Source organism: Myxococcus sp. CA051A (assembly GCF_013336705.1).
Classification (GTDB): Bacteria; Myxococcota; Myxococcia; order Myxococcales; family Myxococcaceae; genus Myxococcus; species Myxococcus llanfairpwllgwyngyllgogerychwyrndrobwllllantysiliogogogochensis.
In genome coordinates, this window is sequence record NZ_JABUMS010000029.1 from 1 (window position 1) to 26036 (window position 26036).

The window sequence follows — 26036 nt, forward strand, 5'->3', positions numbered from 1 at the left end:
AAGGCGGTGACGGAGTACGTGGAGCTCAAGGGCCGCTCGCACTACACCGTGGCGCAGCCGGGCTGGGAGGCCGTCGCGGACCTCGCCCTCAACTGGGCCACCGAGCACGCCACCGTCCGGAGCTGAGCATGGCGCGGCCCCCAGCGCCCCGGTCCTCGCCGAGCAGAGGGCCGGGACGCGAGAGCGGCCCGCCAGGATGAAGGCAGCAATGACAGACGGTGGCCTGGCTAGGACGCCTTGGAAACCGCCAGGACGAACCGCGCGTAGCCGAGTTCCGCCGCGTTCTTCATCAATTCGAGCGAGGCCCAGGCCACGATGTCTCCGAAGGGCTTGCCCTGCAGCGGCCAGCGCGTGCGCTCCGTCGAGCGCAGGTCTTCGTCGCCGAGTCGTTCGATGTGGGCCCGCCATTCTCCGTGCAGTCGATGGACCCACTCGCGCACGCCGTCGGCGGTGCCGGGCCAGTACACGGCCTCTTTGGTCAGGGTCGCATCCGCGAACGAGTGGTTGAGCACCATGGCCCACCAGAAGCCCAGATGCCATGTCAGCCAGGCGACGCTCGCGGGCCCCAAGTCATAGCCCTCGTGTTCGGGCCAGTCCGCGCGCCAGTGTCCGTCCGCGCCTTGTTGAACGTGAAGGCCCACCCGGCCCGGGCGGCGCAGGCACTCCTCCGTGGTCAATCCCTCGAGATGGTACTGGGTGAGCGCCCAGGCGATGTCGAGCTGCCCGAGGAGGGTGTCTCTGACGGGATGGGTCATGGGCCCCACGCTAGAGGGCACCCCCAGGCGCCGTCCATGGCGCGTGGCGCGCGTCAAGTCACCCACGTTCCGGGACGTCACGTGCCCCTGCTCGTGGAGCCGAGCGCCCAGCCATGCCCGCGAGGACCGCGCGGCCTGCGGCGCAGGGCCCCTCCCGCGGTTAGACTGCCGCCAATGAACTCCAGTCCATCCAGCCGCTCGGCCATCGTCGTGGCGGAGCTGGGGCCGACGAACACTGGAAAGACCCACCGGGCCATCGAGCGCATGCTCGAGCACGACACGGGGATGATGGGGTTGCCGCTTCGCCTGCTCGCCCGCGAGGTCTACGACCGGGTGACCGCCCGGGTGGGCGAGGGGCGGGTGGCCCTGATGACAGGGGAGGAGAAGCGGCTGCCTCCGCGCCCCGACTACTGGATTTGCACCGTCGAGGCGATGCCTCTGGACCGCACGGTCGACTTCCTCGCGGTGGACGAAATCCAGCTCGCCGCCCACCGTGAGCGCGGGCACGTCTTCACGGACCGTCTGCTGCATGCGCGAGGGCGCAAGGAGACCTGGTTCCTGGGCGCGGACACGATGCGGCCGATGCTCCAGTCGCTCATCCCCCACGCCTCGGTGAAGCGCGCCACGCGCCTGTCCCAGCTGCGCTACTCCGGGCGGCGCTCCCTGAAGAGCCTGCCTCCGCGCTCGGCCGTGGTCGCCTTCTCCGCGGACCGGGTGTACGAGCTGGCCGAGTCGCTTCGGCGCCTGCGCGGCGGGGTCGCCGTGGTGCTGGGCGCGCTGTCGCCCCGGACGCGCAATGCCCAGGTGGCGATGTATCAGTCCGGCGAAGTGCAGTACCTGGTGGCCACCGATGCCATCGGCATGGGGTTGAACCTGGACCTCAACCACGTGGCCTTCGCGGCGCTGTCCAAGTACGACGGTGCCGAGCAGCGAGACCTCTTCTCGGATGAGCTGGCGCAGATCGCCGGCCGCGCGGGCCGTCACCTCAATGACGGCAGCTTCGGCACCCTGAACACGCTGTCCGAGCTGTCCCCCCGGGTGGTCTCTTCCATCGAGTCACACCAGTTCCCCGCCGTGCGCAGCCTCATCTGGCGCAACGCCGAGCTGGACTTCGCGAGCCCGGAGGCGCTGCTGGACTCGTTGACCCGGGCACCCCGCCACAACGCCTTCATCCGGGTGGAGCGCGCGGATGACTTCGATGCGCTGAAGGACCTCTCCCAGGTCCCCGCCGTCCGGGACCTGGTGACGGACCGCGCGGGCGTCGAGCTCTTGTGGCAGGTCTGCCAGATTCCCGACTTCCGCAAGGGCCTCTTCGGCCAGCACGTCGGGCTGCTGCGGGAGACGTTCCTCCAACTCGCCGAGGGCGATGGGACGTTGGACGCGACGTGGCTCGGCAAGCAGGTGTCACCGCTCGACGACGTCTCGGGGGACCTCCACACGTTGATGGACCGGCTCGCCGCCATCCGCATCTGGACGTACATCAGTCATCGCTCGTCATGGTTGCATGACGCCGAGCAGTGGCAGGAGCGCACGCGCCACATCGAGGATGCGCTGGGGGATGCCCTGCATGAGCGACTCGTCGAGCGCTTCGTGCAGCGGGCCGCGCGCAGGAGCGCACGGCGCTTCGTGAGGGCCACGGCGCCTGTCGCTGGGAGCGGCTCCGACAGTCCCTTCGCCAAGCTGGGGCTCCTCCTGGGCGAGGTGGCGGGGGCGGATGGGCCGGCGCTGACGGAGGAGCAGTTCGTCCAGCGCGTCGTCGATGCGACGCATGAGGCCTTCGAGGTGGATGCGCTGGGAAGCATCTCGTTCGAGGGGCAGCCGCTGGCGCGACTGGTGCGCGGCACGGACCGGCGCTCGCCGCAGCTGGCCCTGGCGGAGCCGGAGGTCTGGACGGGGGGCGCGCGGCGGCGGCTCGAGCGGCGGCTGAACGCCCTGGCGAGGGACCTGGTCACCGAGGCGATGGGAGGTTTTCCCGCCGAGTCCCTCACTGGCGCGGGGCGCTCCGCGGTGACGCGGGGACTCTCCTACCGCCTGGCGGAAGGGGTGGGAGTGATTACCCAGGGCGAGGCCCGGGAGCAGTGGGGGCTGATGGACGAGGAGTCGCGAGAGCGCTTGAGGACGCTGGGCGTTCGCGAGGGGCGACGCTACTTCTACGTGGCCAACGCCCTGTCGCCTCCGGCGATGGAGCGGCGCTGCATGCTGACGGCGCTGTTTCTCCAGAAGCCCGCACCCAAGGGGGTGCCGAGTGAAGTTTCGCTCGAGGCGTCTGTGTTTGGCGCGCGGGAGGCGCGAGCCTTCGGATACGAGGTGCTGGGCTCCGCGGCGTTGCGAATCGATGTCGTCGAGCGGCTCGCCGATGCGCTGCGTCACCCGAACGGCGCGCAGCAGGCGCAGGCGCTCATGCAGGAGCTGCGGCTGGAGGCCGGCGCGCGCGCGGTGGTGCTCCGGGAATTGGGGGGCCCGTCGGGGAGCGCCGCGATGAAGCGCCGCCGCCGTCGCCGCCGAGGGACCCAGAACTCCCCCGCAGTGCAGCAGGCTGCGGGCTCGCATCCCTCCTCCCGGGAGAGCGGCACGGGTGCGCGGGGAGCCCGGGGCGGACCCAAGCCGGAGTGAGGACTGGCGACGGGTGCTGTCCATTGAGGCTGTTGGATTGAATTGAGCTGGGATTGCGGGACCTGTCCTCGGACGAACGTACGATGCCCGTGTTGAGTCGTGCGGGTGGCGCTTGGGGGATGGGTTGAATCATCGCAATCACTTCCCGCAAATACATATCGCTCGCATAAGTCAGACAAGTTCACCCGCGAGCGAGGGAGTCCCATGTCCAGCCAGCTCAGTCGTCGTGCGCAGTCAATCCCTTGCTTCCTTGTTCTCACGCTCGGAGTCGTCCTCTTCGCCAGTCCAGCGAGCGCGCAGCTCGTGGCCCTGGAGTGCCCTGGCACCATCGCGGCGACGTACAATCCAGGCATCAAGCTCGAAGCCCAGGCCATCTCCGCGACGGCGATGGGAAGCTTCGGGCCCTGCGTCGGTGTGCCGCTGACCTTGCCCTCCGGTACCTTCACCGCCACTGGCGGCGGCACCTTGAGCTGTGTGACGGGAGATTCAACCTTCGATGCGGTCATCAACTGGAATGACAACTCCACGAGCAACGCGTCCGTCACCGCCACCATCGACGTACGCCCCGGGGGCGCGGTCGTCGTCTATACGGGGACCCTGAGCAGTGGGAAGTTCAACGGCGCGACCATTGTCATCACCGTGGCCCTCCTCACGACGGACCTCGACAACTGTCTCACCGCGCAAGGCGTGACGTTCACCAGTGGCGCGGGCACCATCACCTTCGCCAAGGTCCTGTGACGGCTCGCCCCGGCACGGGTCCAAGCCCGTGCCGGGGCGGCATGCGCCCGAGGTGAGGGGTTAGCGGAGCGCTGGCAGCACCCGCGCGGCGAAGGCGTCGATGAACGGCTCCTGCCAGCGATTGACGTTGTGCAGGTACAGGCGACTGAATCCGAGCGCCACGTCCTGGGAGAGCCAGTCCACGTGGCGCTGGAGGCTGGAGGACACGCGCACGTGGCCCTCCAAATCCCTGGGCTGCACCGTGCGCGCAAGCTCCTCGAACTGGGAGGGGCGGCGCAGGTCCGTGAGCACGGAGCTGGCGAAGATGTTCGGAGCCCACTGCTCCATGGCGCCCTGGAGCGCGGCCTGCTCGTCCTCGGCCCACGACAGCTGCACCTTGAGGAACATGGGCTTGCCCTCGCCGCCTCCGCGACGAAAGGCCTCCACCATCTTCCGCAGCTCCTCGGGAGGCCTGCTCACGGTGATGAGGCCATCCGCCCAGCTCCCCACCCACTCCGCCGTCTGGGGAGTGATGGCCGCGCCCACCAGCAGGGGCGCCTGGGCCGGGCGTGAGTAGAGCTTCGCCTCCTCCACCCGGACGAGTCCTCGGTGCGTCACCGTCTCCCCCCGGAAGAGGGCGCGCATCACCTCCACGCAATCCCGCAGCCGCGCGTTGCGCACATCCTTCGGCGGCCAGGGCTCCCCCGTCACGCCTTCGTTGACGAGCTGCCCGCTGCCCAGTGCCGCCCAGGCGCGTCTTGGGAACATCTCCGCGAGCGTCCCCAGTGCCTGCGCGATGATGGCGGGGTGGTAGCGCTGTCCCGGTGCGTTCACCACGCCCAGGCTCGTCAGCTTCGTGGTGGCCAGGGCCGCGCCCATCCAGCTCCAGGCGAAGCCGCTGTGTCCTTGTGTCTCGCTCCAAGGGTGGAAGTGGTCGGAGTTGAGCGCCGCCGTGAAGCCCGCCGCGTTCGCGCGCTGTACCAGCCGGAGCAGTTCGCTGGGAGGAAACTGCTCGTGGGAGGCGTGGTAGCCGAGCGTGAGCATGCGCGCGCACGGTGGTGTCGCCTTCTTGGTTTCGCGAGTCCACCTGATGACCAAGTGTGCGCTGTCGCACGCATGTGTCACGTCGTGGCGGCGCCTCTGCCTCGGCGTCCCCACCCTGCACGCAGGGAGACGGATGATTCAGGACCTCTGGTACAAGAACGCGGTCATCTACTGCCTGGACGTCGAGACGTTCATGGACGGAAACGGCGACGGCGTGGGCGACTTCATCGGCCTCCAGCGTCGCCTGGACTATCTGGCCGGCCTGGGTGTCACCTGTCTGTGGTTGATGCCCTTCCACCCGACGCCCAACCGCGACAACGGCTACGACATCACCGACCATTACGGCGTGGACCCCCGGCTGGGGACCCCCGGTGACTTCGTGGAGTTCACGCACCAGGCGAAGCAGCGCGGGATGCGCGTCATCATCGACTTGGTCGTCAACCACACCAGCGACAGGCACCCGTGGTTCCTGGACGCGTGCAAGGGCCGCGACAGCCGCTTCCATGACTTCTACGTGTGGTCCGACAAGAAGCCCCGCGACGCGCACGAGGGCATGGTCTTCCCTGGCTCGCAGAGCACCACCTGGACCCATGTCCCCGCGGTGAAGCGCTGGTACTTCCATCGCTTCTTTCCCTTCCAGCCGGAGCTCAACGTCGCCAACCCCGCCGTGCGCGAGGAGCTGCTCAAGGTGATGGGCTTCTGGCTGGAGCTGGGCGTGTCCGGCTTCCGGGTGGACGCGGTTCCCTTCCTCGTGGAGCTCAAGGGGACGAAGGACCACGGGAACAAGGACCCGTACGCGCTGCTCAGCCGGATGCGGGAGTTCCTCTCGTGGCGCAGCGGGGATGCCATCCTCCTGGCGGAAGCCAACGTCACCATGGACGAGGTGATGAATTTCTACGGCAAGGAGGGGGACCGGATGCAGATGGTCTTCAACTTCGCCGCCAACCAGAACTTCTTCCTCTCGCTGGTGACGGAGGACGCGACGCCGCTGGTGGAGGCGCTGCGCTCCGCGCCCCGGCTACCCCAGCTGGCGCAGTGGGCGAACTTCCTGCGCAACCATGACGAGCTGGACCTGGGGCGGCTGCCAGCCGCGGCGCGCAAGCGCGTCTTCGCGGAGCTGGGCCCGGAGCCGAGGATGCAGCTGTATGGGCGGGGACTGCGCAGGCGGCTTTCCCCCATGCTCGCGGCGGACCGTCGCCGGCTGGAGCTGTCGTTCAGCCTGATGCTCTCGCTGCCGGGCACTCCGGTGCTCTGGTACGGGGACGAGCTGGGCATGGGCGAGGACCTGTCCCTGCACGAGCGGCAGAGCGTGCGAACGCCCATGCAGTGGTCCAACGAGCCCCATGGAGGCTTCACCCGGGCGCCGGAGCCCTTCCGCCCGGTGGTGGCCAACGCTCCCTTTGGCTTTCCCCAGGTGAATGTCGAGCAGCAGCGCAGGGACCCGTCCTCGCTGCTCAACTGGATGGAGCGCATGGTGCGCATGCGCAAGGAGTGCCCGGAGCTGGGCTGGGGCGCGTGGAAGCTCCTGCGTGTGAAGCCTCCGCACGTGCTCGCGCTGCGCTACGACTGGAAGGGCGAGACGCTGGTGATGCTGCACAACCTGTCTGGCAAGGCATGCGAGGTGGGCTTCTCGCCCGGCGGGCCTCCGGCTCGGCTGGTGCACCTCCTGTCGGAGGCGCACTCCGCGCCGGGCAAGGCAGGGCGACATCGGGTGACGCTGGAGGGGTACGGCTACCAGTGGTTCCGGATGGAGCCCCGCGCCGTGCCCGCCGCCACGGCTTGAGCGCTCGCGGCGCGTACCTGCCTCGGGCGGCGGCGCGCTAGGCTGCCACCCATGCTGACGGGTGGTGGGTCGAGGATTCTCGCGGGAGTCGGAGTCGTGGGCGCGGTGGGCTTCCTCCTCGCGATGGACACGGGGCGCCCCGAGGTCCGGCTGATGACGAAGGCGGTGCCCATGCTCTGCCTGCTCCTGTGGCAGTGGCCACCCCGGGAGCGTTATGCCCGCTGGGTCTTCGCGGGGCTTGCGCTGTCGCTGCTCGGCGACGTGTTGCTGGACCTGGGGCCGGAGTTCTTCCTGCCCGGCCTGGGCGCCTTCCTGTTGGCCCACGTGAGCTACACCGCCGCGTACCTCACCGTGACGCGCGGGCTCCAGTGGATGAGGGCGCTGCCCTTCCTGCTCCTGGCCGTGAGCGCCAGCGTGTTCCTGTGGCCCGGCCTGGGGGACATGGCGCTCCCCGTGACAGTCTATGTCGCCGTCATCTGCACGATGACCTGGCGCGCGGCGGCGATGCTGGGCACGCCCGGCCTGTCACGCCTGGAGCAGCGGGCCGCGTTCGCCGGCGCGCTGTTGTTCGCCGTCAGTGACGGACTGCTCGCGATCAGGCTCTTCGTGCAGCCCGTGCCCGGTGCTGGATACGCCATCATGTTGCTGTACTGGGCCGCGCAGCTCAGCATCGCGGTCTCCGCTCGCGGGCCGCGCGCCCACCCCGCGAGCGCCGGGCACTCCCTGGCTTGAGGGGGCCCGCGCGGTGGCGGGCGCCCCTCGCCGCACCTGTCAGTGGCGGGTTTCCTTGGGCGCGCTGAACGAGCGCAGGAACTCGATGAGCAGCCGCGCGCCGTAGCCCGTGGCCCCCTTGGAGCGCCACGCCTTGTCGCTGTCGATTCGCGAGGTCCCCGCCATGTCGATGTGCGCCCAGGGAATGCCGGCGACGAACTCCTCCAGGAACAGGCCCGCGGTGATTTGACCCGCGTTCACCCCGCCGATGTTCTTGAGGTCCGCGACCTCTGAATCGAGCTCCTGTCGCAGGCGCTTGTCGAGCGGGAACTGCCACACCGTCTCGTCGGACTTCTCGGCCGCGGCACGCACCTGGTCGACGATGCCCTGATGGTTGCCCATGACCCCGGCGTTGTCGTTGCCCAGGGCCCGCTCACAGGCTCCGGTGAGCGTGGCGATGTCGAGGATGGCGTCGGGGGCCGGCTTCTCCTCTGTTGCCAGGACCAGTCCGTCCATCATCACCAGCCGGCCCTCGGCGTCGGTGTTCAGGACCTCGATGGTCTTCCCGCCCCGGGCCGTCAGGACGTCGCCGAGCCGCATCGCCTTGCCTCCCGGCATGTTGTCCGTGCACATGAGATACCCGGTGACGGAGGCCTTGACGCCGAGCGCGGACAAGGTGGACATGGCGGCAAGGATGGCCGCCGCGCCGGACATGTCTGTCTTCATCGCGGCGTGGACCAGATCGTTGGGCTTCAGGCCGAGTCCGCCCGAGTCATACATGATGCCCTTGCCAATCAACGACACGCGGCCGAGGGGCTCGAGGGCCTTGCCTCGCTCGTCTTTCGGCCGATACGAGAGCTTGATGAGGCGCGGAGGCTCCGCGCTCCCGGCATTCACCCCGAGCATGCCGCCGCAGCCCATCTTCGCGAGAGCCTTCTCGTCGAAGACCTCGATGTCCAGCCCCGACGCGGCCGCCACCACGCGGGCAATCTCCTCCACGCGGCGCGCGGTGAGGAGCGTGGCCGGCGCGTTGGCGAGGTCTCGGGCCAGCTCGGTGGCCCGGGCCGTGATTCGGCCACGCTCGACGCCGCGCTTCACCTCTTCGAGGGGCAGCGACGACGACAGCAGCGTAAGGGCCTCCAGGGGCGGCTCCTGCTGGGACGTGCGCTTGAGCGGGCGATAGCGATAGCGCGCCAGGAGGACTCCCTCGACGACCGCCTGCGCGGCGACGTCGGGTGCGATACCGCCGAGGTCCGGCAGCGTGAAGCCGAGGTGGACGTAGTGGCCCGCCGCCCGTGCGAAGGCCGCCGCGGCATCGCGCAGGGACGCGAGGTCACTGTCTGCCTTTTCTCCGATGCCGACGACGACGAGCGCCGAACCCTCCGCGCGTGGAATGACGAGGGACTGGCCGACCTTGCCCGTAAATCCAGCCGCCTTGAGCTGGGCCCGGCTGAGCCCCAGCTCACGGGGGACCTCCCCATCGACTCCGACAGGGATGCCCAGGACGCCCGCCTCTTTGGGCAGGGCCCGTGAGACCTGGAGCGTGGTGGCCTCGAGCTCATCCACGGAAGGCGCGGGATGGAAGTCAGACACTGCTTCCGCATGGTACGTTGGAAACGTCATCGTCATGGCTCTGTCCTCGGGCGCTGTGCCAGCGCGGCGCTGACTGTCGAACTCGCGAAAATGTAGTCACGCGATATCCGGCGCGGTCATGCCCGCTGCCGAAGACGAGCCCCTCGTCGACTGGCCGCCAGGGAGCGGCCGGCCTCAGGCGTCGGGGCTCGACCTGAACAGGCTCAACCCGAGCCGCTGCGACAGGAAGCGCGCGGCGAGCTGCCCCTGGACGCTGTTGCCCGCGGCGTCGAGCCGTGGGGCGAACGTGCCCAACCCACCCTTGCCCGGCGCGACGGTGACGATTCCGCCGCCAATGCCACTCTTGCCGGGAGTACCCACGTCATAGAGCCAATCTCCCGAGGTCTCATACATCCCCGCCGTGGCCATCACCGCGAGCGCGTGGTGGCAGACCTCCGCGTCGACCACCCGGGTCCGGGTCACCGGGTTGACGCCTCCGTCCGCGAGCGTGGCCCCCATCACCGCGAGGTCCCTGGCGGTCACCGCGAGCGAGCACTGACGCGTGTAGAGCTCCGTCGTGAGGGAGGGCTCTGTCTCCAGGCGGCCCAGGCCATGCAGCAGCCAGGCGAGCCCCTGGTTGCGGTGGTGTGTCTTCGTCGCGGAGACATACACCTCCTCGTCGAGCACGAGGGGCCTGCCGGCGAAGCGTGACAACCCCTCGTGGATGAACCGCCACCGGGCCTCGGGGTTGGTGCCCGGCACCAGGCTCGTCGTCGCGAGCGCTCCTGAGTTCACCATGGGGTTGGTGCGCCCGTCCGGGCTCTGGTCTATCGCCATGGCCGAGTTGAACGGCAGGCCGGTGGCATTGACCCCCAGCTTGCGCCGCGCCACCTCCGGGCCCAGCGCCTGGCAGACGAGGGCGAAGACGAACGGCTTGGACACACTCATGAGGGTGAACGGGTGGTCCACGTCGCCAGCCCCGTGGCTGCTGCCGTTGATGCCGGCGACGCACACGCCGAAGAGGCGGGGGTCCACCCTCGCCAGCGCGGGGTAGACCTGGGAGCACGCTCCCTCCGTGTTCTCTCGATGACGTCGGTGCGCCTCGATGACCAGCTCCCCGACCCGCTCCGAAGCGGGGAGGTGTCCGGTGGAGATGAAGGCCGCCTCGTCTGCCGTATCCATGCGTGGCGGCCCTCCTGCTCGGAGTGGAGAGGCGAGGCGTTGCTCGCCTCGTCGGTCATCGGTCCCCTGGCGTTGGCTTCGCTGGAAGGGTTCGGTCGCGAGGGGTGGTTGTCAATGCCGCGGGCAGGCCTACTGCGCCTCGAGCATCAGGAAGCTGAAGTCCGCCGTCCCACTGCCGCTCGCCTTGGGGGCGTTGGAGTGGCAGCCCATGCAGGACGCGGTCGGCTGGATGAAGGTCTCCATCGTCGTGTTGGCGAGCACTGGCGGCGTGCCCTGGGGCGCTCCACCCGTGGCCCACTGGGTGCTGATGAGCTGGTAGTTGGCCCAGACGGAACCCTTGAGCAGCCCCCGGTAATACGCATTCAGGCTGGGGTCGGCCTGGATGGGCGTGGTGCGAGTCACCTGCACCGGCGCGTTGAGCGGCCCGCCGTCCGGAGCGAGCTCCGTGTACGGCTGGGTCGCCGTCTGCTGGTTGGGCTGGCAGTTCGTCGTGCAGTGCGGGTTGAAGAAGGACGACGTCGTGTTGTCCACCTGCTCGAAGGTGGACCAGAACCACTTCGCCTGGCTGGCCGTCTTGTGGATGATGTGCAGTCCCACCAGTCCCACGGTGACGGGGTTGGCTCCGGGACTCGGGGCGCCCGACTCGTCGTTGAGGACCCACGCCTTGCGCATGTAGAAGCGCTTTCCGGCGACCTCCTGCGCGGACAACACCTTCCACGCCGCCTTGACCTCCATGGCTCCCACTGGACCGCAGGGTTTGCCATTGCAGGGCCCGGGGTTCTGGGTGGGGCCGGTGGGGAAGGAGATGGTGGCGCTCGTCTGACCCGCCGCGTTCCAGAGGTTGTTGGTGATGAGGTAGTTGTACTCGTCCTGGTTCAGTCGCTTCTCGTAGCGCACGAACCGGCCGTTCTGGTCCGTCAGGGGTCCGCCGACGGCCTGCTTGATGTCGGGGAACCTCTCGATGACGATGGCGGACGCCTTGGAGTCACTCACGAGCAGCTTGTCCACGTTCGCGTTGACGGCCTCGAGTCGGCCGGCCTCGGTCAGCTTCGTCAGCCGCCGCAGCTTCGTCTCCAGGGCCGCCGGCGTGTTGAACGTGCACCAGGCGCCGGGCTTGCTCCCGGGCGGCACGAAGATGTCGGTGTCCTCCGGGTAGGTCTCCCAGACGGTCGGCCCCTGTCCCGTGAGGATGCTGACCTGGGTGTTGGGCGCGCACGCGGACGTCGTCGCCGGCCAGTTGAGCGCGATGAAGGTGTTCCACGAGTAGACGTCCACGTCGGATTGGAACTCGCCGAAGCGAGGGCACGCATCCACGGGCACCACTGACTGCGCGGGGGTGATGGCCGTGGCGCACGTGGAGCCGGGACAGGTGGGGTCCGGGTTGCACCCCGGCGGGAGTGCCTGGGCGGACGGAGTGTCCGTCGAGCCCACCGGAGAGGATGAGGGCGACGTGGTGGCACAGGCGACGATGACGGCTCCGGCGAGGACACCGCCCACCGTCAGCTGACGCAGGAGAGTGTGAGAGACGCTCATGGACGACCCAGGGGTAAGAGGGGACGACTGCGACGCTGCCCGTGCAAGGCGAGGGCCTCGGTCCAGGAGTGGCTGCAACCTCCCGGAAAGAGGAACGAGCCCCACCGGGCCCGCCTCCACCCGCGTCGTGCGCGGACGCTGGTGCGTTGGTGCATCACGCAGCCAGGCGCGCGCCAGGGTGCCCGTGGGAGGCACCCCGCGCCAGCCAGGGGGAGGGGAGGGGTGCTCGATTCAAGACACCGCGTGGATGCGTGGGTTCAACGCGGTGGGGCTTTCGCGCGGCGGGGTGGGCCCTTGATGATGTGGCCATGCCCCGCCGCCCAGCGCTTCCCGTCGTGCTGCTGCTCTCGTTGTCGTCCGCCCTCCTGCTGGGCGCGGCGCCTCCCGCCGCGACGGGGGCGGCGAGCTCCGCTCCGGTGACGCTCCGGTGGAAGGTGCCGCAGGAGTCGTTGGGCTACGCGTACACGACGGAGGACACGGACCCCCAGGGCGGCCGGATGCGCGTGGACCTCTCCAGCCTCAAGTCGCAGGGCGTCTCAGTGGGCAAGCGTCGGCAGCTCTTCACGATTCAGCAGCCCACGCAGGCCGAGATGGTGCTGGTGCTCACTCCGAAGCCCTCGGGTGACGTGGCCGCCAAGGTGGTGGTGACGCGGATGGACATGCCCAAGGCCAGGCGCCCGTCGAAGCAGGACCAGGCGATGGCGAAGGCGATGAAGTCCATGGAGGGCACGGTGCAGTTGCGTGGGAGCCTGACGCCCTCGGGGTTGGTGACCAGCGACCTCAAGCGAGAGCAGCGCAACCTGCTGGCGTTCATGGTGGAGCTGCCGACGAAGCCGGTCTCCGTGGGGGAGGTGTGGACCCACAGCGCGGACCTCCTGAAGATGGGCGGCCGGTGGCAGGGCGAGCATGAAGTCCTCAACCGCGTGGAGCTGGTGGCGCTGGAGCGCGAGGCGGAGGGGCGCACGGTGGCCGTCATCGACTTCACGCTCGCGGAGCGGCACGACGGCAAGTTCGAGCACTCCGACCCGTCGAAGTCGATGCCTGGGATGATGGAGATGTCCTACGTGGCGCGAGGCGAGTTCCTCGTCGAGGAAGGCCGCTGGAGGCGCATCGCCGGTCAGATGTCCACGCTCTCCAAGGGCCTGATGACAGGCAACACCGCGCAGCGGTTCGTCATGGTGCCGCTCGCGCCCATTCCCGCCGAAGTCCTCGCCGCCGAGTGACACGTGGGGGCCGGGGTTCTCTCAACCCAGGGGCTGCGAGGTCATTACCCACTCCGTGGGCAGGTGAGAGGCGTTGCCCTAGAATCCCGGGTTCTCCTCGTTGAAGTGAGGCTGTCTCCTGGACCTGGCAACGCTGAACAAGCTGCTCTCGGTGGGTGTGCAGAATGGCGCATCGGACATCCATTTCCGCCCGGGTGACCCGCCCATCTACCGGGTGAACGGCGCATTGCGCCCCCTGAAGATGGACAAGCTCCAGGCGGACCACACCAAGCAGGTGGCGTTCCACGTCATCACGGACCCCTCCATCAAGAAGCAGCTGGACACGCTTCAGGAGTGCGACGCGTCGTACAGCCTGCCGGGCGTCGCGCGCTTCCGGGTGAACATCTACCGTCAGCGGGGCTCGCTGGCGTGCATCCTGCGCATCATCCCGGATGAAATCCCTACCATCGACGGGCTGGGTCTGCCGCAGGTGCTCAAGACGATTGCGAGCAACGAGCGAGGGTTGGTGTTGGTGACGGGCGCGACGGGCTCCGGGAAGAGTTCCACGTTGGCGTCCATGATTGACCACATCAATCGCACGGAGAACCTGCACGTCCTCACCATCGAGGACCCCATCGAGTTCATCTACAAGAACATCAAGTCGTCCATCTCCCAGCGCGAGATTGGCTCGGACACGACGAGCTTCGCGGTGGCGCTGAGAGGGGCGCTGCGCCAGGACCCGGATGTCATCCTGGTGGGAGAGATGCGCGACACGGAGACCATCGACATCGCGCTCAAGGCGGCGGAGACGGGCCACCTGGTGCTCTCCACGGTGCACACGACGGATGCCTCGCGCACCATCAACCGATTGGTGTCCGTGTTCCCCGCGGAAGAGCAGACGATGGTGCGCATGCGACTGGCGGACTGTCTGAAGGCGACGGTGTCCCAGCGGCTCCTGCCCCGGGCCAGCGGAAAGGGGCGCACGGTGGCGCTGGAAATCATGGTGCAGACGAAGACGGTGGAGCAGTACATCCGGGATGACCGCGCCAACGAGCTGAAGGACGTCATCGAGAAGGGCCGCGACATGTTCGGCATGCAGTCCTTCGACCAGCACCTGACACAGCTCTACCGCGAGGGGCTCATCACCCTGGAGACCGCCCAGAGCGCCGCCTCCAACCCGGCTGACTTCCAGCGCGCGCTCGAGTTCGATTGAGCCCTGGGCACGGCCCGTCCCGTCCGAGCCGTCCGTTTCCGCTCGAGAGGGTCAGAGGGTGCAGTTCTGGTTGCCGGTCAGGGACTCGTTCGTCGCGCTGATACAGGAGCACGGACGACTCCCACGGCACTTGAACGAGTTGGACGCCTCGCACAGGTCGCTCACGCGCTTCCAGCGCCTGACGGACTGGTCGACATCGTCATACCGGGTGAAGAGCTCATCCCCACGGACCGCGAAGGTGAAGACGTCCTGGTTGGACTCCAGCGAGCTCTCGCCCGAGGCGTCGCAGGAGGTGGCCCTCGTCATCACCAGCTTTCCGTCCGCCACCTTCCAGGTCCCCAGCGTGTTGTCCCAGACCTGCTCCAGGTGGATGAAGGAGCTTCCCTTGATGAGCATGGCTTCGGTGGACCGAGCACCGAGGCCCTGCTCGAGGCGATAGAGGCCGTCCGGAAGGGTGCCTCCGGTGAGCGCCGGCGCGTTCGTCACCTCGGTGTCGTCCACGCTCATGTTCGAGCACCAGCTCACGGCATGGCACTGGAGCGCGCCCCCCTCCTCTTCCTTTTCATGGGAGTCGCCACATGCCGTGGCGAGGAGGGACAGCGAGAGGGACAGTGACAGGGCACGCAGCATCTTCTTCATCGGGTCCTCCTGCATCGAGTCGGTGGGGAACCAACCCCCGACAGGAGGAGACAGGCCGGAGCCCGCTGTTGCAGAAAATCGACGAGCCCTCTCTCTCCGTGGGCGGCTCGTCAGAAGAGGAAGTCCGTGGTGAGGAAGTCCGACTCCCGCCGGGTCAGGATGGATTGGACGAGCGTGGTGTTGGCGGGCGTCGTCTTCGTGGCGACGAGCGTACGGATGGAGAACACGCGCAACGCATCCGCGACGGACAGCGTGCCCTCGGCCGAGTCCTTCCTCCCGTTGAAGGGGAAGGTGTCGGGGCCTCGCTGGCACTGGCAGTTGAGGTTGATGCGGCCGACCTGGTTGGAGAACGCGTCGATGAATCGGCCGATGCGCGCCGAGTCCTTTCCGAACAGGCTCAGCTGCTGGCCGAACTGGGAGTTCACCACCAGCCGCACCACCTCCTCGTCCTCGTCGAACACCATCACCGGGACGACGGGGCCGAACTGCTCCTCGCTCGCCAGCCGCATGTCCTGCGTCACCGGGTACACGACCGTCGGCGCGTAGAAGGAATGGGCCGCCTGGCCTCCCGTCGCGTTCACCACGCGCGCCCCCTTGGACACCGCGTCGTCCACGAGGCCCTGGAGGTAGTCCGCCTTGCCCGGCTCGGGCAGGGGCGTGACGGAGACGCCCGGCTCCCACGGCATGCCGGGCTTGAGTTGGTCCACCGCGGCGGTGAACTTCTTCAGGAAGGCATCGACGATGCTCCGGTGCACCACGAGCAGCTTGAGCGCCGTGCACCGCTGGCCGTTGAAGGACAACGTCCCGGTGATGCACTCCTTCACCGCCTCATCCAGGTTCGCGTCCTCCAGGATGATGGCCGGGTTCTTCGCGTCCAGCCCCAGCACGGACTTCAGACGGTGGGGCCGGGGGTGCATCTTCTTCAGCTCGCTGGCGCCCCGGTTGGTGCCGATGAAGGCGAAGAGGTCCACCTGGCCACTCTCCATCAGCGCGCCCACCGTCTCGCGGCCCTTGCCGTAGATGATGTTGATGACGCCCGGCGGGAAGCAGTCGCGGAACGACTCCAGCAAGGGGCGGATGAGCAGCACGCCGAACTTCGCCGGCTTGAACACCACCGTGTTGCCCATCAGCAGGGCGGGGAAGAGCGTGCTGAACGTCTCGTTGAGCGGGTAGTTGTAGGGCCCCATGCACAGCGCCACGCCCATGGGGGCCCGGCGAATCTGCGCCATGATTCCCTGCTCCTGCACGAAGCGGGACGAGGTGCGGTCCAGCTCCTTCAGCGCGCGGATGGTCTCCACGATGAGGTCGATGGTGCGGTCGAACTCCTTCTCCGAGTCCGGCTGCGTCTTGCCAATCTCCCACATCAGGAGATTCACCACCGCCGTGCGCTGGGCACGCATCGCCACCACGAAGCGCTCGACGGCTTCGATGCGCTCGGCGACCTTCATCGTCGGCCAGACACCCCGGCCCAGGTCATAGGCCTTCACGGCCGCCGCGAGCGCCTCCAGCGACTCGCGAGAGGTGAGCAGCGGCGTGGCGCCCATCACCTTCTGCTTCAGGCCCTCGGGCGTCTTCACGTAGACGGGGCTGCGCACGGGGCTGAGGTCTCCCGCCCATGTCCGAAGCTCGCCGCCGACCAGGTACTCGCGCTGCTCGAGATAGGCGGGGAGCCGCACACCCGGGGGAATCTGCTCGTCGGTCGGAAAGAGGTCAGCCAGTGCCGTCATGGGGGCCCTTTTTAACGGACCCCTCGCGGACTGGCACGCCTTCCAGCGTCCCTAGAAGGAGGTCTGGAGGCCCCCCTCGCCGCCGGACATCCAGTGTGGCGCAGTGGAACGAGCCGCCGAAGGAGTTGAAGTTCCGGACGTCGCAGAGCAGTGGTTTGAAGCCCCACTTCTCCGACGCGGGGACCGTGGAGCGGCGCACCGGGCTGTCGTGCTGCCCGTACCTCATGGGCGGCCGGCTCCGGGGGCTGGAGGCCTGGGTGGCGCACTTCATCCGGAGCGAGGGCTGAGCACGGGCGCGTGCCTTGGGGAATCGAGCGAGGCGACGACCTCCGAAGGTGGGGGCAGGCGACCGGGGGCTGGCGGATTGCCTGGCCTGGGGGCTTCACGGTCGGCTGACCGCATGAGCCCCCGGGGCTCCCGTGCGTAGATCTGGAGCGAGTCCTGCTTCCCCCTGGAAGGGACACGGGAGCGATGGGGTTCGTGAGGGAGGGCGCGCGAGGGTGTCCGTGAGGACGCGCCGCGCAGTCGTTTCGGGAAGGAGCCGCGCGTGATGCACGAGGGGGATGCCTCCGCCGCTCGGGTGGGGGACTTGCTGGCCGGTTGGGAGAGTGAGCTGAGGGCTCGCTACGTACGCCGGGTGGAGCGGGAGCGCGGTCCTCGGGGCCTCGCCGAAAGCAGGCTGGTGGAGATGCTCCCCGTGCTCCTGGAAGCCCTCACCCGGGCGCTCTGGGAAGCGCGCGTTCCGCCGTCTCCCGCCATGCTCCATGCCCTGCGCGTCGGGCAGGCGGAGCGCTGGCAGGAACGCCCCGACGCGGACGTGGGCCTGCTGGCGCGGGAGTACGGCCTGTTCCACGACTGCCTGCTGGAGCTGCTCGAGGAGGTCGGAGCGAGAGCGTCCCTTCGTGAGCTGCGAATCGTCGAGGCGGTGCTGGCGGAGGCGACCGCGGACGCGGTGAGCCGTCACTCGGCGAACTCCCACATGCATGATGACGGCGCCTGGCTCCAGGCCATCATCGACCACGCCCCGCCCGTCATCTTCGCGAAGGACGCACAGGGGCGCTTCGTCCTCGTCAACCGGAGCTTCGAGGAGGCGCTGGGGATACCGCGCTCGCGCATCCTCGGGAGGACGGACTACGGCCTGTTCCCCTTCGATGTGGCGCACAGCAACCGCGAGCACGACGCGCGGGTGCGCGACACGCACGCGCCCCTGATGGCGGACGAGTACATCCCCGGCGTGAAGGGCGTGCGCACCTGGTTCGCCATGAAGTTCCCGCTGCCCGGCGGGGCGCGACCGGACGGGCCCTTCGTCTGCGGCATCTCCACGGACATCACCGACATCCGCCGCACGAACGCGGCGCGGGATTTCCTGCTGGAGGCGGGGAGGGTGCTGTCAGGCTCGCTGGAGCTGGAGGCGACCCTCCGGAGCCTCGCGGGCCTGGTGGTGGCGCACCTGTCCGACTACTGCACGGTGGACCTGCTGGATGGGGAAGGGAAGCTCGTCCGGCTGGAGGCCGCCGCGAGGGAGCCTTCGCGCCAGGAGCTCATCCGCCGCATCATGCCCTACGCTCCCCGCGTGGACGTGGACACGCCGCTGAGCCGGGCGCTGGCGCGAGCCGAGGCCCTCGCCGTGCCCCAGGTGACGCCGGACTGGTTGGAGTCCGTGTCCACCAACGCGGCGCACCGCGCGCTGCTGGAGGCCCTGTCGCCCCGGTCCTCCGCGCTGGTGCCGCTGGTGTCTCGCGGGCGCGCCCTGGGGCTCATCCACCTGGTGTGGACGCGTCCGCATGCGCCCGCGGAGATGGAGGCGCTGGTGGAATTGGCGCGAGGCGCGGCCGACCGCGCGGCGGTGGCCATCGAGAACGCGCGGCTGTACCGGGAGGCGCGCGAGGCGGTGCGGGTCCGCGAGGACGTGGTGGCCATCGTGAGCCACGACCTGCGCAATCCCCTCAACGCCATCCACCTGACGGCCACCGCGCTGCTCCGGCGCGCCGGGCTGTCCGAGGAAGGGGTGAAGGGAATCGGACGCATCCGCGATGCGACGCAGCGGGCCACGCGCATGATTCGCGACCTGCTGGACTTCACCCAGGCGCGCGTGGGCGAGCGCATTCCCATCCGGCCGCGTCCCATGGACCTGCATGGACTGATACGGCAGGCCGTGGATGAGCTGTTGCTCGCGCATCCCCAGCGGCATGTCCACGTGGAGCTGCACGGAGACGGGCGGCTGGACGCGGACGAGGACCGGCTGGCGCAGGTGGTGACCAACCTGGTGGGCAACGCGCTCCAGCACAGCGAGCCGGGCTCGCTCGTGCGGGTGGTGCTCCGGCAGGAAGAGGAAGGCGTGTGCCTGGAGGTCCACAACGCGGGCGCTCCCATTCCTCCGGACCTATTGCCCACCCTCTTCGAGCCGTACCGGCGAGGCCCCGAGGCGCGCACGAATAAAGGCAGCATCGGCCTGGGGCTCTACATCTCCCGGCAGATTGTCCTGGGGCACGGTGGGCGCATCGACGTGGACTCCGCCGAGGAGGGCACCCGCTTCAGGGTGTGGCTGCCTCGCCCGGTCGAACCTGGGCTTCGCCCGGAGAGGTGGGGTATTCATCCGTCAGGTACCCCATGAAAAACCCCATCATCGCGACACGAGAACTCGGCCGAGGCGCCGCACGGTTTCATGACCTTGTCTACATCATCAGCAAGGGCAAGACGCTGCTCAGGGACGAGATTGCGCATACCAGCGTGGTGAGCGTCGACGGTGGGGACTGGGCCGACGGCGTGGACACGACCTGGAACTCGACGGCCATCGCGGTGGCGCGACAGCCCTCCGAGAAGATGGTCGTGGTGGGGGAGGATGGAGAGGTCGTCACCTACGTCGGTGGGAAGAGCAAGAACGAGGCGCTGAAGCCCGCGCCGGTGATGATTCGCAACGCGCGCGAAATCGCGGGGTGGGTCTACGCCTGTGGGATGAAGCGACAGGTCTACAAGCGCATCGGCGAGGCGAAGTGGGTGGCGATGAACGCGCCTGCCGCGGAGGCCACGGAGAAGGCGGGCTTCGAGGCCATGGACGGCACCTCGGAGACCGACCTCTATGCCGCGGGCTGGGGCGGAGAGGTGTGGCGCTATGACGGGAAGAGCTGGTCGCCCTGCGAGAGCCCCACGCGCGTCATCCTCAGCGCCGTCTGCTGCGCGCCGGATGGCACCGTCTATGTGGCGGGGCAACAGGGCGTGCTGCTCAAGGGGCGCGGAAGCGCCTTCGCCGTGGTCCCCTGGGCGGAGGAAGTGACGAGTGACTTGTGGGACCTGTGCTGGTTCCGCGGCAAGCTCTACGTCGCCACCCTGTCCGCGCTGTACACGTTGGAGGGCGACAGGCTCGTCGAGGTCGACTTCGGCGAGGCGGGAACACCCACGTGCTACGGGCTGGCGACCGCGGAGGACGTGCTGTGGTCGATTGGCCGCGACGACGTGGCCTCGTTCGACGGCACCACGTGGAAGCGCTACGAGTGACGCATCGCCGCGCCCGTGGCGCGCGGGGAAGACAGCTCCCCGCGCGTCAGGGACTCATCGGCTCAGGCCATCAAGGGTAGGAGATGGACTCGACGAAGGACGGGTGGCCTGGATGGCACGCGGCCTCCACGTCGGCACCGACGATGGTGCCGCGCAGGATGCGGCTCGGCTGGCCCGGCCGCTTCACCGTGAGGGTGTAGGGCAGCGGGCTGTCGTCGCCATGCGTCGTCTCGAAGCTCGTGGTCTTCAGACAGACGTCATAGATGCCTCGCGCAGGCGCGGCCTCCTCCCCGCTCGGCGCCCGTGCCTGCTCGCCGGTGATGCCAGCCTCGTAGGTGACGAGCTCGCCGGAGGGCGTCCGGATGATGAGCTGGGTGTCCAGCGCCTGCTCCCACGTCGCGGTGAGCTGGAACGGCGTCACGCTGGTTCCGCAGACTCCGGACGTGCAGGTCCTCCCGCTGGCGCAGGTGTTGCCGCAGCAGCCGCAGTTCGCCTCGTCCGTGTTCGCGTCCACGCACCGCCCCGAGCATTTGACCTGCGGCGCCGGGCAGCTGCCGGGCACGCAGTCAAAGCCGCCGGTCTGATTCACGCACCGCTGGCCCGGGGTGCAGGTGTGCGTCCCGAGCGTGCACTCGTTGATGTCATTGCAGGTGCGCCCGTTGCCCGAGTAACCCGCCTTGCACGTGCAGTTGTAGCTGCCCTGCGTGTTGCTGCAGGTGGCGTTGACGGAGCACTGCGAGGTGCCGTTGGTGCACTCGTTGATGTCGTTGCACGTCCTGCCGTTGCCCGTGTAGCCGCCCTTGCACGCGCAGGTGTAGCTGCCTTGCGTGTTGGAGCAGGTGGCGTTGACGGAGCACTGCGAGGTGCCGTTGGTGCACTCGTTGACGTCCGTGCACGTCCTGCCATCGCCCGTGTAGCCGCCCTTGCATGCGCAGGTGTAGCTGCCCGGCGTGTTGCTGCAGGTGGCGTTGGTGGAGCACTGAGAAGTGCCGTTGGTGCACTCGTTGACGTCCGTGCACGTCCTGCCGTTGCCCGTGTACCCGCCCTTGCACGCGCAGGTGTAGCTGCCTGGCGTGTTGGTGCAGGTGGCGTTGGCGGAGCACTGCGAGGTGCCGTTGGTGCACTCGTTGATGTCGTTGCACGTCCTGCCGTTGCCCGTATAGCCACCCTTGCACGTACAGGTGTAGCTGCCCGGCGTGTTGGTGCAGGTGGCGTTGGTGGAGCACTGAGAAGTGCCGTTGGTGCACTCATTGACGTCCGTGCAGACGCTGGGCTGGCCCGAACAGGCGTACCCCGGCTCCACCTGGCAGGTGGCGCTACAGCCGTCGCCCCCCGTGCGGGCGCCGTCGTCACAGCCCTCGCCCGTCACCACCCTGCCATCGCCGCACAGCGGTCCCGTCGCCTCCACCGCGTCCACCTGGTAGAGGGCGGCCAGCCCGCCCCGCAGCTTCACGAAGCGATAGGGCGTGGCATTCGTATAGGGGACCAGCGCCGTATAGGTGCCGAGCCCCAGCTCGATGAGCCGCACCTGTCCGGTGGTGATGACCGTCATGTCGGCGCGCAGGAACTCCACCTGCGCCACCACCGCCACCGTCAGGCCCCGGTAGTGGATGCGCAGCGGGCCAGTGCCTTCCTCGCCTTCGCCCATGTCCAGGTTCAGCGAGCCGCCCAGGGCCGCGAGGAAGCTCGCCACCGTCCCATTCGGCGCGCCTATTGCGTTGTTCGGGTTGAGGACGGCGACGACACCGCCCGGTGCCACCGCGTCCGCGTAGGGGTCTATCGCGAACTCGGACACCTTGTCCGTCGAGTCCTCTTCCTCCTGCTTCGCGGACTCGTCGTTGGCGGGGGCATCCCCCTCTGAATTGACACCACAGGCGCCGAGAACGGTGAACATCAACACCGTGCTCAGCGTGTGCCACAGCGTGGCCCTTCGATTGAACTCCATGTTTTGCTCCATTCCACTCAACAGACCGACAGCTCCCGAGGTCAGTCAGCCCTTCGGGAAACCGCCGGAATCCATGAAATGCATGGAGTTCAGTTCGCGCCTGGAGACCTTGCGCTTGTCTGGCGAAGCACGTGTGCCAATCGACAGGCGCCGCGTTGAGTATCGCGGCGGTGCGTCGAACGCGACATCAGGGGGGACCTGCAAGGCACGCGCGGGTGCCTGGGCTGCGGGGTGTATTGCGGGCGAGCTTCCGTTACGGCTTCTTGCGCCAGGCCTTGAGCTCCGCCTTCTTCTTCGCGCCCACTTCATCCAGCCTGTCCTGCCAGCGTTTGCGGTAGGGCCGCAGGGCGGCGGCCACGGTGCGCGCGACGACGAGGTTGCGGTACCACTTGGAGTCGGCGGGGACGATGGTCCACGGGGCGTTCTTGGTCGACGTGCGCGCGAACACGTCCTGGTAGGCCTGGGTGTAGTCCGCCCAGTGCCGGCGGTCCTCCCAGTCCCCGGCGCTGATCTTCCAGGCCTTGCGCGGCTCCTTCTCGCGGTCCAGCAGGCGCTGCTCCTGTTCCTTCTTGCTGATGTGGAGGAAGAACTTCAGGACGATGGTGCCGTTCTCGGAGAGCATCTCCTCGAAGTCGCGGATGTGCTCGTAGCGCTTCGTCCAGAGAGATTTGGGCGCCAGGTCATGGACGCGCACGGCGAGCACATCCTCGTAGTGGGAGCGGTTGAAGATGGAGAACTCGCCCTGGCGGGGTGTATGGCGGTGGATGCGCCAGAGGAAGTCGTGCTCGCGCTCCTCGGTGCTGGGGACGGCGAAGGAGGCGACGCTGACGCCTCGGGGATTGAGGCTGCCCACCACGTGTTTGATGGTGCCGTCCTTGCCCGCCGTGTCGCGGCCCTGGAGGACGATGAGCACGGAGTTCAGGCGCGCGCCCCATTGCAGGTCCTGGAGGTCGAACAGCTCCTCGCCGAGCGCGTCGAACTCCGCCTTGGCATCGGCCTTGAGGGCCTTCTTCGGCGGAGTCGTGTCGATGCTCTCCAACCGCACCCTGGCTCCCTGTCTCGCGCTGGTGATGAGTTGCATGGCTTCCTTTCCATCCGTCCCGGGGGACTCGCGTGGGGGGCTGGCGTCGTCGCTCCAGCCGTCCCCTGGTATCGCCCGGAACGGGCTGGGGCTGAACCCTTCATGCCTCCGTCATGAAGACTCCGTGAAGATGTGAGCACAGTGGGCCGCGCACCTCGGAGGGGCCGCGGCGAGCCTGCTCCGTGCCTCCTCCGCGAGCCGCGTCTTCGCCGAGGCCGTGCCGGGGGAGGGGTGATTTACATTTCGAGGGGGCTGAATTATGGGGGCCCATGACGCCACTGCTCCCCGACCCCGATGGCGAGCTGGATGCTCGCAACCCGCTGGTCATCACCGTGGATGACCTGCTCACCGACGACGAGTGCCGGGCGCTGGTGGAGCGAATCGAGGAGGCGGGCCCGACGGCGGCGCCCATCACCACCTCCTCGGGCTTCGTGATGCGTCCCGACATCCGCAACAACACCCGCGTGATGTTCGACGACTACGAGCTGGCGGACCTGTTGTTCCAGCGCATCTCGCCGCACGTCCCGCGCCGGCTGGAGCGTCAGTGGGAGCTCTCTGGCACGAACGAGCGGCTTCGGTGCTACCGCTACGATGCGGGGCAGTACTTCGCCCCGCACTTCGACGGGGCCTTCGTTCGCGACCGTGACGAGCGAAGCCTGCTCACCTTCATGGTGTACCTGAACGACTGCACCCACGGTGGCGCGACGAACTTCCTCTCGCTCGACCGCTCCGTGACGCCGCGTACGGGCACCGCGCTGCTCTTCAACCACCACCTGCTTCACGAAGGGGCGGAGGTCACCGCGGGCCGCAAGTACGCGCTGCGGACGGACCTGATGTACCGGCGCATCCGCTCGTGAGCCGGCGCTGACCCGCGGTGCCTGGCCCTCCGCGCGAGGTGCCACGGGCTCCGGAGCAAGAGGTCCCCGGAGCCCGTTCCTTCAGGGCTCAGTGAATCTCGATTTTACAGGTGGCGCTGCAGCCGTCGTTGTTCTGGCCGTTGCCGTCGTCGCACTCCTCGCCGGAGGTGAATTGAACGACGTGGTCTCCGCAGCGAGGCCCCAGCACGCAGCCCGGCGCGCATTCGCCGTAGCCCCCATTGTTCGTGCCGTCGTCGCACTGCTCCCCTTCATCGACGATGAAGTTGCCGCAGAGCGCGCTGCACTCGGTGCGCCGGGTGGTGAAGTCGTGGAGGGTGAGTCGGTACGAGGACGCGGTGGTGTGGCGCTCCGCCTGGAACACCGCGACCTCGTAGATACCGCCTGGTGTGAGCCCGAGCCGCGTGGCCTGGTTCGACAGGCTGACGTTGCCACTCATCGCGCCGTGTACCCCGCCCATGTCGAGGGCGAGGATGCGATTGATGAACACCCAGACATCGTCATCGCCTCGGAAATCGAGGACCTCGGTGCCCTTGTATTCGAACCAGTAGCGCGTCTCGCTGGTGAAGCTGAAGTTGCGCGGCCGGGCGGGGTTGCCGTTGTCGCCGCGCAAGGGCTCCTGCCCGGAGGCGACCCAGCCCAGGTTGTCCAGTGGGAAGAAGCTCTGATTGTCGAAGATGTACGAGCCATTCGGCTGCCGGTGGAGGATGAGCGTCCCGACCTCGGGCTTGTTGACGAACGCCGTGTCGCGGAACCACTGGGCGAAAGCCGCGGCTCCGTGCGTCGTGAGGGAGGACTGGCCCTCCTTCGCGTACGCGGGCTTGCCGTTCGCATCCAGGGTGTTCTTCACGATGCCGGTCTCCGCGCCGTTCTTGTTCTCGAAGTCGATGTGTCCCCTCGGCAGGGAACTGGAGGCCGGCAGGTCGTAGCCCCGGAAGTCGCGGTAGACGATGGGGAGGGCCACCTGGGCGGGAGGTGACTCGATGGTGATGACGCATTGGAAGCCGGGTTCGAGCTCACACGACGACGAGCAGCCATCATGGGCGCGCGTGTTGCCGTCGTCGCATTCCTCGGTCGTGTCGTTCGGCAGCAGCACTCCGTCGCCGCAAACGGACTCACAGACGCCGTTGGTGCAGAGAGGCTCCCTCATGCAGAGCGGGGAGCAACCGTCGCCGGTGTCGTTGTTGCCGTCGTCGCACTGCTCGGTCCCTTCGGTCACCTGGTCGCCGCAGGTGGTGCGGCTGCACGGCTGGCCGACAATGGGGCACTTGTAACCGGACTCCAGACGGCACGAGCCGTTACAGCCGTCCGCGGAGGCGGTGTTGCCGTCGTCGCACTCCTCGTGTCCGGCGCGGATGCCGTCGCCGCACGCCTCCGCGCCGCAGGCCCCGCCGTTCGCCGGGCAGCTCCAGCCGGTCTCCACGGCACAGGTCGTGTCGCAGCCGTCGTTGCTCGTCGTGTTGCCGTCGTCGCAGACTTCCTGGCCATCCACCTGGCCGTCGCCACACACGGGAATCAGGACACATGGTTGGCCGGCCTGCTCGCACACCCAGCCGGGTTCGACCTCGGCGCAGCTCGCGGAGCAGCCGTCGCCGCTCACCGTGTTGCCGTCGTCACAGGCCTCTGGGAGGTGGCGATTGCCATCGCCACAGATGCTCATTCCGGCGTCGGGTTCAGGGGCAGGTCCCCCGTCAAGCGGCCCCGCGTCCGGCTCCGGTGCCGGTCCCCCGTCGAGTGGCCCCGCATCCGGCTCCGGTGTCGGTCCGGCGTCTGTCTGCGGTGTCGGTCCGGCGTCTGTCTGCGGTGTCGGTCCGGCGTCTGTCTCTGGTGTCGGTCCCGCGTCTGTCTCTGGTGTCGGTCCGGCGTCGGTCTCCGGTGTCGGTCCGGCGTCGGTCCCTGGGGTCGGTCCCGCGTCTTGCTCTGGCTGGGGGCCCGGCCCTCCGTCGGTA

Annotated in this window: 20 protein-coding genes; 10 read left to right on the top strand and 10 right to left on the bottom strand. The window is 68.4% G+C overall.

Features of this window, described 5'->3' with window-relative positions; genetic code table 11:
• Positions 1-227: 227 nt before the first annotated feature.
• Complete coding sequence (locus tag HUA74_RS42350) at positions 228-755, bottom strand: DinB family protein (protein WP_174459126.1); 528 nt, start codon at positions 753-755, stop codon at positions 228-230.
• A gap of 174 nt (positions 756-929) precedes the next feature.
• Here HUA74_RS42350 and HUA74_RS42355 point away from each other — a divergent pair, with 174 nt between their 5' ends.
• On the top strand, positions 930-3368 hold the full coding sequence (locus HUA74_RS42355) for a helicase-related protein (RefSeq protein ID WP_174459127.1): 2439 nt from the start codon (positions 930-932) through the stop codon (positions 3366-3368).
• Positions 3369-3572: 204 nt separating this feature from the next.
• Positions 3573-4106, top strand: coding sequence for a hypothetical protein (locus tag HUA74_RS42360; RefSeq protein WP_174459128.1), 534 nt, complete (start codon positions 3573-3575; stop codon positions 4104-4106).
• 60 nt (positions 4107-4166) lie between these two features.
• Here the strand turns inward: HUA74_RS42360 and HUA74_RS42365 are convergent, their stop codons facing one another.
• Positions 4167-5129: a TIGR03885 family FMN-dependent LLM class oxidoreductase gene (locus HUA74_RS42365; protein ID WP_174459129.1), complete on the bottom strand. Its 963-nt coding sequence runs from the start codon at positions 5127-5129 to the stop codon at positions 4167-4169.
• Between the two features lie 133 nt (positions 5130-5262).
• Between HUA74_RS42365 and HUA74_RS42370 the strand changes: the two genes are divergently transcribed.
• Positions 5263-6912, top strand: coding sequence for an alpha-amylase family protein (locus HUA74_RS42370; protein WP_174459130.1), 1650 nt, complete (start codon positions 5263-5265; stop codon positions 6910-6912).
• A gap of 51 nt (positions 6913-6963) precedes the next feature.
• Positions 6964-7644, top strand: coding sequence for a lysoplasmalogenase (locus HUA74_RS42375; RefSeq protein ID WP_174459131.1), 681 nt, complete (start codon positions 6964-6966; stop codon positions 7642-7644).
• Positions 7645-7683: 39 nt separating this feature from the next.
• Here HUA74_RS42375 and HUA74_RS42380 read toward each other — a convergent pair whose 3' ends face one another.
• The 3 genes from HUA74_RS42380 to HUA74_RS42390 all read right to left on the bottom strand — a co-directional run bounded on the left by HUA74_RS42380 (position 7684) and on the right by HUA74_RS42390 (position 11910).
• Complete coding sequence (locus HUA74_RS42380) at positions 7684-9252, bottom strand: leucyl aminopeptidase (RefSeq protein WP_254625503.1); 1569 nt, start codon at positions 9250-9252, stop codon at positions 7684-7686.
• A 138-nt stretch (positions 9253-9390) separates the two neighbouring features.
• Complete coding sequence (glsA, locus tag HUA74_RS42385) at positions 9391-10377, bottom strand: glutaminase A (protein WP_174459132.1); 987 nt, start codon at positions 10375-10377, stop codon at positions 9391-9393.
• A 129-nt stretch (positions 10378-10506) separates the two neighbouring features.
• The gene (locus tag HUA74_RS42390; RefSeq protein ID WP_141646457.1) at positions 10507-11910 is read right to left on the bottom strand and encodes a hypothetical protein; all 1404 of its coding nucleotides are present in this window, start codon (positions 11908-11910) and stop codon (positions 10507-10509) included.
• Between the two features lie 308 nt (positions 11911-12218).
• Between HUA74_RS42390 and HUA74_RS42395 the strand changes: the two genes are divergently transcribed.
• Together HUA74_RS42395 and HUA74_RS42400 are read left to right on the top strand one after the other, a co-directional pair.
• Positions 12219-13133: a hypothetical protein gene (locus tag HUA74_RS42395; RefSeq protein WP_174459133.1), complete on the top strand. Its 915-nt coding sequence runs from the start codon at positions 12219-12221 to the stop codon at positions 13131-13133.
• A gap of 118 nt (positions 13134-13251) precedes the next feature.
• On the top strand, positions 13252-14325 hold the full coding sequence (locus tag HUA74_RS42400) for a type IV pilus twitching motility protein PilT (protein WP_174459169.1): 1074 nt from the start codon (positions 13252-13254) through the stop codon (positions 14323-14325).
• Positions 14326-14376: 51 nt separating this feature from the next.
• On the opposite strand, the gene HUA74_RS42405 is transcribed toward HUA74_RS42400, so the two are convergent.
• Together HUA74_RS42405 and HUA74_RS42410 are read right to left on the bottom strand one after the other, a co-directional pair.
• Positions 14377-14964: a hypothetical protein gene (locus tag HUA74_RS42405; protein ID WP_174459134.1), complete on the bottom strand. Its 588-nt coding sequence runs from the start codon at positions 14962-14964 to the stop codon at positions 14377-14379.
• Positions 14965-15074: 110 nt separating this feature from the next.
• On the bottom strand, positions 15075-16691 hold the full coding sequence (locus HUA74_RS42410) for an NADP-dependent glyceraldehyde-3-phosphate dehydrogenase (protein WP_174459135.1): 1617 nt from the start codon (positions 16689-16691) through the stop codon (positions 15075-15077).
• Positions 16692-16786: 95 nt separating this feature from the next.
• On the opposite strand from HUA74_RS42410, the gene HUA74_RS42415 reads away from it, so the two are divergent.
• The 3 genes from HUA74_RS42415 (at position 16787) to HUA74_RS42425 (ending at position 20186) form a co-directional block, all read left to right on the top strand.
• Positions 16787-16978, top strand: coding sequence for a hypothetical protein (locus HUA74_RS42415; protein WP_174459125.1), 192 nt, complete (start codon positions 16787-16789; stop codon positions 16976-16978).
• A gap of 263 nt (positions 16979-17241) precedes the next feature.
• On the top strand, positions 17242-19305 hold the full coding sequence (locus HUA74_RS42420; RefSeq protein WP_254625507.1) for an ATP-binding protein: 2064 nt from the start codon (positions 17242-17244) through the stop codon (positions 19303-19305).
• A complete protein-coding gene (locus HUA74_RS42425; protein WP_217443717.1) occupies positions 19302-20186 on the top strand; it encodes a hypothetical protein in 885 nt (294 codons plus the stop codon). The genes HUA74_RS42420 and HUA74_RS42425 overlap by 4 nt, the downstream gene beginning before the upstream one ends.
• Before the next feature lie 70 nt (positions 20187-20256).
• On the opposite strand, the gene HUA74_RS42430 is transcribed toward HUA74_RS42425, so the two are convergent.
• Both HUA74_RS42430 and HUA74_RS42435 read right to left on the bottom strand, forming a co-directional pair.
• Positions 20257-22131: an EGF domain-containing protein gene (locus HUA74_RS42430; RefSeq protein WP_174459137.1), complete on the bottom strand. Its 1875-nt coding sequence runs from the start codon at positions 22129-22131 to the stop codon at positions 20257-20259.
• Between the two features lie 253 nt (positions 22132-22384).
• A complete protein-coding gene (locus HUA74_RS42435; protein WP_141646447.1) occupies positions 22385-23212 on the bottom strand; it encodes a PPK2 family polyphosphate kinase in 828 nt (275 codons plus the stop codon).
• Between the two features lie 269 nt (positions 23213-23481).
• On the opposite strand from HUA74_RS42435, the gene HUA74_RS42440 reads away from it, so the two are divergent.
• A complete protein-coding gene (locus tag HUA74_RS42440; RefSeq protein ID WP_141646446.1) occupies positions 23482-24069 on the top strand; it encodes a 2OG-Fe(II) oxygenase in 588 nt (195 codons plus the stop codon).
• A gap of 88 nt (positions 24070-24157) precedes the next feature.
• Here HUA74_RS42440 and HUA74_RS42445 read toward each other — a convergent pair whose 3' ends face one another.
• Entirely contained in the window at positions 24158-25747 is a 1590-nt protein-coding gene (locus HUA74_RS42445; protein ID WP_254625504.1) for a DUF4215 domain-containing protein, read from the bottom strand.
• Positions 25748-26036 lie beyond the last annotated feature (289 nt).